The organism is Rhodococcus sp. APC 3903, from assembly GCF_030407755.1.
GTDB lineage: Bacteria > Actinomycetota > Actinomycetes > Mycobacteriales > Mycobacteriaceae > Rhodococcus_F > Rhodococcus_F erythropolis.
This window is the reverse complement of record NZ_JASDCV010000024.1, coordinates 80,766-90,675: the sequence shown is the minus strand read 5'-3', so window position 1 is coordinate 90,675 and position 9,910 is coordinate 80,766. Positions and strand designations below refer to the sequence as shown.

Below are 9,910 nucleotides of genomic sequence, written 5' to 3'. Positions count from 1 at the left end.
TGCACAGCAGCAGAGCATCATCGCAACCGCATGTCTGCGAGGACTGTTGCTGCAGCGGTTGCTCACCCCCGACGCCGAGGTCGACGCGACGGCCGAGCGCTTCATCACCTCGTTGACAGCGTCCACCCCATAGGACGCCTATCAAACACCTATCCGAAATGAACGGCACGTTCCTGGTTTACGACGGTGCCGGGCTGTTTCGACCAGTTCTGCCTTTCGGCTGGACGAACCGGCGGCGATTCAGTTCCCGCGTTCCGCGGGGATCTTGCGCCCTACGACAAGCAATGACGATGCCACCGGGTGCGCAACCCGACCATGCTGCGCAAGTAGACCATTCAATTTCGTCGCGTCGACTCGATCGCGGCCACAACCCTCTGCTTTCTGGGAGCTCGGTTGCCGTGTCAGTACACCGGGGCGGGCGTGCGACCCAAGACTACTTAGCGGCAAAAGGACTGACAGAAAACGGGGTACTTCGAAGCCCATCCCAGCAGCGAGGTGAGCGATCGGCGTCTCCGCCACTGCCTCGCCAATCGCGGCTTCCTTCAATAAACACCGCGGCATTCCATGTGTCACAAGACTCGCGCCTTTCCATCGGCAGTCCGTTTTCCAACTTCCGTTCCACCGCAAAAGGTCAGCCTGGCTACTTCAGCCTCCAGCAATATCGCTACACCTAGCTGACATAGCTTCCCCGTCTGAGGCACCACAGCGCCGTTGCCACTGTGGGTGATCGGTATTTTCGCCAGCTGTTCGACTAGGCCGTTGAAAGATGCGACGAATGAACCTATCGCAGCCCTGCAGGTCGCGACATTATCGATGAGTCCTATTCAGTACACGAGTTACGAAAGTCAGGATTGCATTGTGACTATCTCTTTCCGCGCCGCAGAGTTGGACAGCGCAAGCGGGATCTTTCAGCAAGCACTGCTCGGACAACCCAGCGCCGAGCCACTCACCGGAGACATCATCACGCGTGCCGACGTCGAGTTCACCAGTGACGACGAGCGCATCCAATCCGGAGTCTGGGAGAGCGAACCAGGCAAGTCACGGTGGGAGTTCCTCACCCGCGGCGAGGTCATCACCATCGTCTCCGGCGCCATGACCGTCGAGGAGGACGGCGGCGATCCTGTACACCTCGTTGCCGGTACGAGCGCAATCTTCCCCGTCGGGTGGAAAGGCACGTGGACGGTCACCGAGACCGTGCGCAAGGTGTTCGTCGTCTACAACGGGTGACCACGGGCATCAAAATCTTGATCAGAGAGGTACATCCGACAAACGCGAATCCGTACCGCCCGAACGGAGTCGTCAAGTTGTTGAAATGGGCTGGTCTGGGATGATGCGGTGGTGTCGTCGACGGACACGGGATACCGGTATCCGCGGGAGATCATCGCCCACTGCATGTGGCTGTATCACCGGTTCAGTCTGCCGTTTCGCGACATCGAACTGCTGATGGCTAAGCGTGGGATCGAGGTGACCTGCAGACAATCCGCGCCTAGCACGCCCGGTTCGGGCCCGAGTTCGCCCGCCGGCCTCGGCGGAGAGCACCTCGTCCGGGCGACGAATGGCATCTCGACGAAGTGTCCGCCGCGGTCAGTGGAGTCCGAAAGTACCTGTGGCGGGCGGTAGATTCAGTACGGCGATGTGCTCGACATTTTCATCGAAGGCAAGCGGAACGGTAGGGCTGCGACCAGGTCTTCAGAAAATTTCTGAAGTAAGGCCGTCAGTCACGGGTGCTGATCACCGACAAACTTCGCAGTTACCAGGTTGCACACCGGAAGACGATGTCGACAGCGGAGCACCGGCAAAACAAACACTTGAATAATCGGTGCGAAAAATCCCGTCAACCGACCAGGCAACGCGAACGCGCGATGAAAGGGTTCCACACTGTCGGTTCAGTGCAACGGTTTCTGGCCGTTTCCAGTCGGATTTCCCGCACTTTCGACCGCCCGCCACCGGGTGAACTCCACCGAGCACCCCACCGACATGGCCACCCGATTTCAGGTGTGGAATCAGGTCACCGAACAAGCCGTCGCCGCCTGCCCGACGACTCCGTGTGGTGACGTGCTGCGCCCGTAAACTGCTCCATCCCAGAAAGCTTGAAACACACAGACCGTTGGGGGCGTCGGTGGCCCACGGCAGCCACCCCGGTTCGGCCGGAGTGCGGCGGGGGCGATCACCGCACGACAGATGCGGTGGCATCAGGACCGAGTTGGTGAACGTAGATGTCGAAGTCGCATGAGTTCCATGGATCGTTGCATCACCTGATCTCGTCAGGAGTTGCACATGACGTTCGAGATTCGTGCAAATCGGCAGATCCGGCCCGGGAAAAGATCTGATCTCAACAGGTCGACGTTACATCTCACCAGTAATGATGCGTTGACCTGTTGAGACCAAGGTCGAATCTCGGACTAGGGAGATCCAGCTCCCTCGGGCAGGTCCGAGTCTCCTTCGCTCGGTCGACTACTCGATGAACTCATGCGCCGAACAACGGTAGCGTCACCGATTGCTCGCGTGATGAGGTTGCCAGAACAGTGCGTCGACGGCATGCGACTCGTCAGACGAGGAGTGATCTGATCCATCCGGAAATCCTTTCGACTGCGTAAACTACGACGAAGATGACGAGAACGATGGCGCCTGCGACGTCGAAGTTCAGTGTGCGTATCGACTCGAATAACAGGAACCCGATGCCGCCAGCTCCGACGATGCCCAAGATGGTCGAGGTCCGGATGTTCACGTCGAGTAGATACAGACTCGAACCGATTATCGATGGCACCGCTTGCGGGACAACTGCATTCACAATCTTGTTCCACCATCCACCCCCGACGGACGCCATCGCTTCGAGTGGTCCCGGATCAATTTCCTCGACTGCGTCGGCGACGAGTTTGCCCAGGAAACCGACCGAACCAATAGCAAGGGCGCAGGTGCCCGCGACCGGTCCGAGCCCGAGCGCAGCGACAAACACGACGGCAAGGACGAGTTCGGGCACAGCACGTACCAGCAGAATCCACGCCCTCGCGACCCAGTAGGCCACCGGATGGGGAGTTACGTTGCGAGCCGCGAGAATTCCGACGGGAATCGACAGCACGACACCGAGCGCTGTGGCAACGACACCGATCGCAACGGTCTGCACAGCAGCGTCGACGAGTTCGACGCCGAGCGCGGAGAAGTCCGGCGGCACGATGCGCCCGAACACCTCGATCGACGGGCCGATCCAGGTCAGCAGTGATCGGGGATCGATGTCGAGCACGACGAACGAGGCGACCGTGAACCCGAGCAGTACCGTACCGGCACCGATTTTCATCGCTCGATCACGCCGTGTACCTGCCTCGGAGGGGACGAGGAGCATCCGCCTGATGCCGATGGCCGCCAACTCCATCGCGGCGATGACGACGAGTATGACGAGAACGATTCCCAGTGCCCTCGGGTAGATTAGCCCCCGCAATGCGTCCTGCAGCGCAAAGCCGATTCCGCCTGCGCCGACGAACCCGAGGACGACGGACATCCGCAGGTTGATGTCGATTCGGTAGATGAAGACACCGATCCATGCGGGAACGACCTGCGGGACAACTGCATTGGTCATCTCCCGCACGTACCCGACGCCGGTCGCGCGAATCGCTTCGCGTGGGCCATTGTCGGATTCCTCGATGGCGTCGGCGAACAGCTTGCCGAGCATGCCGATCGAGTGCAGCGCCAGCGCGAGAATACCGGGGAGTACGCCGATTCCGAGAGCCCGTACGAACAGGACCGCGAACAACAGATCGGGCATCGCGCGGCAGAACGTGATGACGGCCCGCGCCCCGGTGTACACGGCGGGGTGCGGTGTGGTGTTTCGTGCGGCCAGAAAAGCAAGTGGCGCAGAGACCATTGCGGCAAGAACAGTACCGAGGACCGCCATCAGCAGCGTGTCGAAGGCCAGGGAGACGATCCGGCCGGGGTCGTCGACACGCGGTGGAAGCATGCGTGCGAGCAGTCGCTGAACGTCTTCCACTCCGTCGACGAGCGTCGCGGGCGCGAAGTCGATGTACCCGGCCGACAGAAGTGTCAGCACCACTGCGATCGCACCGAGCGACAGAAGGAGCCAGCGTCGCCGTTTCTCGGGTTGTTGCGGCTCGGTTCTCGGTTCCCGGGTGACGGTCATGTCGACGTGGCCCCGGTCCGCACGTCGCCTGAGATGATTCGCTGGTAGATCGGCATGATGTCCTCACGCGACAAGCCTGCTGCGAGGCGGTCGAGCACGACCTCCCCATCTCGAAGACCGACGAGTCGATGCGCCCAGCCGAGTGCGAGATCTACCTGGTGCAAGGTGCACACGACCGTCAATTTTTCCTCGGTACACACCCGCTGCAACAGGTCCATGACGATGCCCGCGTTCTCGGGATCGAGCGAGGCGACCGGTTCGTCGGCGAGGACGATGCTCGGCCGCTGCATCAGCATGCGGGCGATCGCGACGCGCTGCTGCTGCCCACCGGACAACGTGTCCGCGCGGCGCTCGGCAAAGCTGGCAAGGCCGACACGGTCGAGGCACCGGAGTGCCTCCGCGCGCATCGATTTGGGGTAGGTCACTGCGCCGTAGCGCGGAATCTTCAACTGGCCGAGGCCGCCGACGAGCACGTTTTCGATGCAACTCAGACGCCCGACCAGGTTGAAGTGCTGAAAGATGAAGCCGACATTCTTGCGTAGCTCACGCATGCCCCTCCGGTTGGCTAGATCGACGCGAGTGCCGAGGGCGGTGATACTTCCCGACGTGATCGGGTGCAGGCCGTTGATGCAGCGCAGCAGCGTCGACTTGCCTGAACCCGAAAGACCCAGCAGAACGAGCATTTCACCGCGGTGCACGTCGAGGTTGACGTTCTTCAGCGCTGTAGTGGAACCGAACTTCTTGGTGACGTCGTGTGCGCTGACGACGATATTCTTGCGATCGATAGGCCCGGACATGATCAGCCCCGACACTTCTCGGAGCCGGTCACATCGCAGACGTGACGTACGCCGTCGTAGTCGCTGTCCTTGGCCGGTACGACACCCCACGCGTGATCGTCGGTGATCCGGCATTCCTCGGAGCAAATGCCGTCGGCAACAAAGGCATCGGAATTCATGCTTTCAGTGAATATCTTCTGCAGCTTGTCGATCGCATCGGTCCCGAGCTTGTTGTTGGCGACGAATACCTGCCCGGCGATGGTCTCGGATGTCCATACGGTCTTGAGGTCACCTGGTTGCAGTTCCCCGTTGTCGATCATCGTCCGGTCGACCATGGTGTCGAATGCGAAACCCGCGTCGCAGTCTCCCGCCTTGACGGCGAGCGCGGAGGCATCGTGTCCGCCGGCGTAGATCGGCGTCACACTGGCCGAAATGTCACCTTCGGAGCCGGACGCCACGACTCCTTCCTCGATGAGTCCCGCCGACGGGTAGAGAAATCCCGAGGTGGAGCTTGGATCGACGAAGCAGACCTTCCTGCCTGCGTAATCCGCAAGAGAATTCACCAACGCGTTATCCGAGCGGACGATTCCGTAGGAGTGGTAACCCGGTGTCGCTCCCGCGTTCTTGACGACCGCGCCCAGGGGTGTCATCTGAGCTCCGTTGACACCTGCCACGACGTAAGCGAACGGGCCCAAGAATGCGATGTCGACGTTGCCCGCGATCAGGCCTTCGACGACGCCGGCGTAGTCCGAGGCCTGCACCAAGTCGACCTTCGCGCCGGTTTCACGCTGCAATCGCTCGATGACAGGTTGATAGCTGGACCGCTGATCTGTCGAGTTCTCTCCGGGAATGGATGCCAGGGTGATCGTATCGGGGAAACCCTGCTCGGTGGTAGTAGCCGCCGTGGAGCCGGAGCATCCGGCGAGGACCAGTACGGCGGCCGACAATGTCGCGGTGGTGCTGGCCACCCGCCGAAAAATGCTGCTGTTCATGATGATTGTCCATATCTCGAATGTGGGAAAGTTGCGCGGTCCTCAAATGCAGGCACAACGCACGATCATCGATCGGTGAAGCGGATACGGGCGATGGCCTCTGCGAACTCGGCTGGGGATTCCTGTGGAGGGTTGTGGCCTACGTGGATGCGTACGTCGGCGATCAATTTGGAAAAGCGCTCTGCATGTTCGGATGTCGGCTTCGGTTCTCGGAGTCCGTCGTCGAGTGCGCTGATAACGACGGTGGGGACATGAATCTGAGGAAGCGCTGCGACGCGGTCCTCGTCGGCCTGGCGCTCCGGGGAGCCTTCGACGAGACCAAATCTGTGTCGGTAGGAATGGACGGCGACGGCGACGAAGTCCGGGTTGTGCAACGAGGGAGCTGTCGCTTTGAAGGCTTCTTCGGTGAAAATCCACCTGGGTGACCATTCCGTCCACAGCAGGCGAGCGAACGCTTCGCGATGTTGTTCGAGTCCGAGACGGCCCCGTTCGGAGTGAAGGTAGTAGTTGTACCAGAGCTTTCGTTCCTGGTCGGGCGGGCTCGGTAGCCCACCGCCGGCCAGATCGTGCACGTTGTACCCGTCGACGCTCACGAGACCGGAGATCAGATCGGGTCTGAGTATCGCCGTCACAGTCGCCGCTCGGCCGCCCCAGTCGTAACCCGCCACGACTGGCCGGTCGAGGCCGAGGGATTCAATCAACGCAATGAGGTCGCTGGCCAACGCAGTTTGCTGGCCGGAGCGGAGAGTGGTGGATCGATTGAAGTAGGTGGGTCCGAAGCCGCGAAGGTATGGGACGAACACTTCGCCGCCCCCAGCGGCAAGAATCCGCGCTACCTCGTCGTAGCTGCGAACGTCGTATGGGAATCCGTGAAGAAGGACAATCGGGGGGTTACCCCGGTGCCCGTGTCGTTCGTAGGCGATAACCAGGTCTTTGGTGGTGACCACGTCGATGGGGTGCCGGGTCACGGACATGATGAAGTCAGTTGCTGCAGACGCAAACTTGTCATGCCATTTACCTTGGCCGCAAACTATTGTCGACGCAACCTCAAATATGTTATCCCGCAATATTTTTTACTTCTGTTCACCCATTAGACACCATCGGCAAATCTCTTCATTTGTCGATTTGACCTACATGTACTTACATGTGAGTCTGTGTGCATGACCACTGCTTTGCATGCGGCGATCGCCGAAAGTCTTCGAGAACGAATTCGCGGAGGAAGTTTGATACCCGGCCAAGCAGTGCCATCCGAGGCTGAACTGTGCGCGGAATGGAATGCATCGCGTGCGCCGATCCGCCAGGCGATGGCGACCTTACGCGCGGAGGGTCTGATCTCAGGTGGTCGTGGGCGTCGTTCGACAGTGAGCGCCCAGGCGCTGGCGCAACCGATCGACTCGTTGATGTCGTACTCGTCCTGGGCCCATTCACTCGGGCGGATTCCCGGTCAGCGCACGGTGGAGTTAGGTCTTCGTACCGCCGATGAGGAAGCCGCTGGTGCACTGCACATCGACGCGGGTTCCATGGTGGTTCAAGGCCTTCGAGTACGGACACTGGACGCAGTCCCTACCATGCTCGAGCGCGCACTCTATGTCGAACAGGTCGGGCGACTGTTGTTCGAATTCGACTCCGACGCAGGTTCCCAATGGGAGTTCCTGAAATCTCGCGGCGTCGTATTCGCGTCCGCATCGCACGTGATCGATGCAGTAGCCGCGGACACGGTCGATGCGGCATGGCTTGGCGTCGACAAAGGCTCGCCGCTGCTGCGGCAACGCCGTACAACACGCGACGCCGAAGGTGCGGTCATCGAGTACCACGACGACCGCTATAGGCCCACCGAAGTCGCATTCACGATCCAGAACACCCCCGACATGCGGATCCCTTTGGCCCGCAGCATTAATCCGTAACCTTGGAGGAGCAGAACGTATGAGCACGCCAACCATCGACCTTGCCGTATTCGACATGGCCGGCACCACCGTCGACGAAGGGCTACGCGTCTATCGAGTACTCGCGGAAACCGCACGAGCGCACGGCGCGAACCCGACAGACGCCGATATCAATCACTGGCATGGTTCCGCGAAACAGGAAGCCCTTCGTGCGCTGCTCACCGACAAACGAGGAGTCGCACCGGAACCCGACCGTCTTGCCGATGTCGTGGCGGACTTTCGCCGTCGGCTGCAGGCCGCCTACACCGAACACCCGCCTACGTTGCTGCCAGGTGTCAACGGTGCCCTGATCCGACTGCGCGACGCCGGTATCAAAGTCGTGCTCAACACCGGATTCGACCACGGCACCGTGCAACTGCTACTCAGTGCGCTCGGGTGGGAGGACGACATCGCCGTCGACGGGGTTGTCTGCGGAACCGATGTCCCCCACGGCAGGCCGGCACCGTTCATGATCTTCCGCGCCATGGAACTCGCCGGGGTCACCGACAGATCCCGAGTACTCGTCGCCGGTGATACTCCCCGGGATTTGGAAGCGGGCGTCAATGCCGGCGCCGGTTACGTCGTCGGAGTTTTGTCAGGAGCAGGCACTGCCCAGGAGTTGGGTTCTCATCGCCACACCCACCTGTTGCACTCGGTTGCGGACATACCGGCTCTCGTCTCGGCCACACATTTGGAATTGACGCGATGACCAGCACCGAGCCTCTCGACATTTCAGCAGAGGGCACCGTTCCCGACGAGACCACCGCCGCAATCTGGCGCGGTGACGCCTCGATCACACTCGAGAAACTTCCGATACCGATTCTCGGGGCCGGTGAGGCCCTCGTTCGGATCGACCTGGCAACCGTGTGCGGCAGCGACCGCCATACCGTCAGCGGACGACGTCAGCAGCCATGCCCGTCGATTCTCGGCCACGAGACCGTCGGAACCCTGATCGCGAAATCCGGTCGAGTCGTGGCTATCGACGGCACCGAACTTCGACTGGGCCAACGCCTCGTCTGGTCTGTCACCTTCCCGTGCGGTAGCTGTGATCGATGCGCACGAGGCTTCACCGCGAAGTGCCGCCAAGTGAGAAAGGCTGGGCACGAAGCGCTCGATTCGGGGTGGGCACTATCGGGTGGATATGCCGAGCATGTTCTGTTGCCGAGCGGAATGCCTATCGCCGTTGTCGATGACGATCTTCCCGATGAACTCGCCGCACCTGCTGCGTGTGGGACAGCGACCGTGATGGCCGTGGCCGAGCGAGCCGGAGATCTCTCGGGCAAGCGGATCACGATCATCGGCGCCGGCATGCTCGGGCTGACTGCGGCCGCAGTTGCCGCTGATGCGGGCGCTGCCGCCGTCGTGTCGATCGACGTCAGCGACGAACGCCGCGTGCTCGCTACCCAATTCGGTGCGACGCGCTCCGTGGACAGCGTTTCCGAGGCAGGAACGACAGATGTTCTGCTCGAATTCTCCGGATCCCGTGCGGCGCTGCAACAGGGCCTCGCCCTGCTCGACATCGGCGGCACCGCAGTTCTCGCCGGATCCGTAGCACCCGACGGCCTGCTGCAGATCGATCCTGAGTCGATCGTCCGGAACGATACAACTGTTCAGGGACAACATAATTACGAACCTCGACATCTTGTTTCTGCGCTCGAGTTTCTGGCTCGGACCGCGCGCGTCTTTCCGTGGATGCAGCTGGTTGCCCCTGCAAAGCCGATGAGTGAGCTACCCAGACTTCTCACCGGGGCTCCAGGGCTAGCCCCGCGCGAGGCGATCAGACCCTGGTGACAGCCGCGGTCGGATGTGACCACCACGACCAAAGCTGGAGTCCCGAGCATCGCATTGTATGAGCGCGTCGGCGCAAGACGAACAAGCGCGAGAAATCGCGAGGCCACCTGGAACTCGAACCGTGTCAGCTCCGGGTGGTCTAGCGCTATCCACCGCACACCTGCGATCCGGTCGGCGAGCTGGATAGAACGAATGGCCCTCACTTGCCGAAATACAGGCACTGCGACCCGTGGACGCCACTCCTCACCAGGCGAAGTCATCGCCGCCTATGCATCGAGTACAGATGCCGCCCCCCTA

At 61.2% G+C, this 9,910-nt stretch carries 9 protein-coding genes; 5 read left to right on the top strand and 4 right to left on the bottom strand.

What is annotated here, in order from left to right; all coding sequences use genetic code 11:
- Nucleotides 1-858 precede the first annotated feature (858 nt).
- Both QMA15_RS27010 and QMA15_RS32865 read left to right on the top strand, forming a co-directional pair.
- Nucleotides 859-1,227 carry a cupin domain-containing protein gene (locus QMA15_RS27010; RefSeq protein WP_290287335.1) on the top strand — a complete coding sequence of 123 codons (369 nt, stop codon included), beginning with the start codon at nucleotides 859-861 and terminating at the stop codon, nucleotides 1,225-1,227.
- Between the two features lie 548 nt (nucleotides 1,228-1,775).
- On the top strand, nucleotides 1,776-2,054 hold the full coding sequence (locus QMA15_RS32865; protein ID WP_315873995.1) for a DDE-type integrase/transposase/recombinase: 279 nt from the start codon (nucleotides 1,776-1,778) through the stop codon (nucleotides 2,052-2,054).
- A 494-nt stretch (nucleotides 2,055-2,548) separates the two neighbouring features.
- Here the strand turns inward: QMA15_RS32865 and phnE are convergent, their stop codons facing one another.
- The 4 genes from phnE to QMA15_RS26985 all read right to left on the bottom strand — a co-directional run bounded on the left by phnE (nucleotide 2,549) and on the right by QMA15_RS26985 (nucleotide 6,874).
- Nucleotides 2,549-4,132, bottom strand: coding sequence for a phosphonate ABC transporter, permease protein PhnE (gene phnE / locus QMA15_RS27000; RefSeq protein ID WP_290287333.1), 1,584 nt, complete (start codon nucleotides 4,130-4,132; stop codon nucleotides 2,549-2,551).
- Complete coding sequence (phnC, locus tag QMA15_RS26995; RefSeq protein ID WP_290287331.1) at nucleotides 4,129-4,929, bottom strand: phosphonate ABC transporter ATP-binding protein; 801 nt, start codon at nucleotides 4,927-4,929, stop codon at nucleotides 4,129-4,131. The genes phnE and phnC overlap by 4 nt, the downstream gene beginning before the upstream one ends.
- Nucleotides 4,930-4,931: 2 nt before the next feature.
- The gene (locus QMA15_RS26990) at nucleotides 4,932-5,900 is read right to left on the bottom strand and encodes a phosphate/phosphite/phosphonate ABC transporter substrate-binding protein (protein ID WP_290287329.1); all 969 of its coding nucleotides are present in this window, start codon (nucleotides 5,898-5,900) and stop codon (nucleotides 4,932-4,934) included.
- Between the two features lie 65 nt (nucleotides 5,901-5,965).
- On the bottom strand, nucleotides 5,966-6,874 hold the full coding sequence (locus tag QMA15_RS26985) for an alpha/beta hydrolase (RefSeq protein WP_290287326.1): 909 nt from the start codon (nucleotides 6,872-6,874) through the stop codon (nucleotides 5,966-5,968).
- 186 nt (nucleotides 6,875-7,060) lie between these two features.
- Here QMA15_RS26985 and QMA15_RS26980 point away from each other — a divergent pair, with 186 nt between their 5' ends.
- Genes QMA15_RS26980 through QMA15_RS26970 form a run of 3 tightly spaced genes read left to right on the top strand, consistent with a single transcriptional unit; the run spans nucleotide 7,061 to nucleotide 9,613 of the window.
- The gene (locus QMA15_RS26980) at nucleotides 7,061-7,804 is read left to right on the top strand and encodes a GntR family transcriptional regulator (RefSeq protein ID WP_290287324.1); all 744 of its coding nucleotides are present in this window, start codon (nucleotides 7,061-7,063) and stop codon (nucleotides 7,802-7,804) included.
- A 19-nt stretch (nucleotides 7,805-7,823) separates the two neighbouring features.
- Nucleotides 7,824-8,531 carry a phosphonatase-like hydrolase gene (locus QMA15_RS26975; protein ID WP_290287322.1) on the top strand — a complete coding sequence of 236 codons (708 nt, stop codon included), beginning with the start codon at nucleotides 7,824-7,826 and terminating at the stop codon, nucleotides 8,529-8,531.
- Complete coding sequence (locus QMA15_RS26970; protein ID WP_290287320.1) at nucleotides 8,528-9,613, top strand: zinc-binding dehydrogenase; 1,086 nt, start codon at nucleotides 8,528-8,530, stop codon at nucleotides 9,611-9,613. Before QMA15_RS26975 ends, QMA15_RS26970 begins: the two co-directional genes overlap by 4 nt.
- Nucleotides 9,614-9,910: the final 297 nt, after the last annotated feature.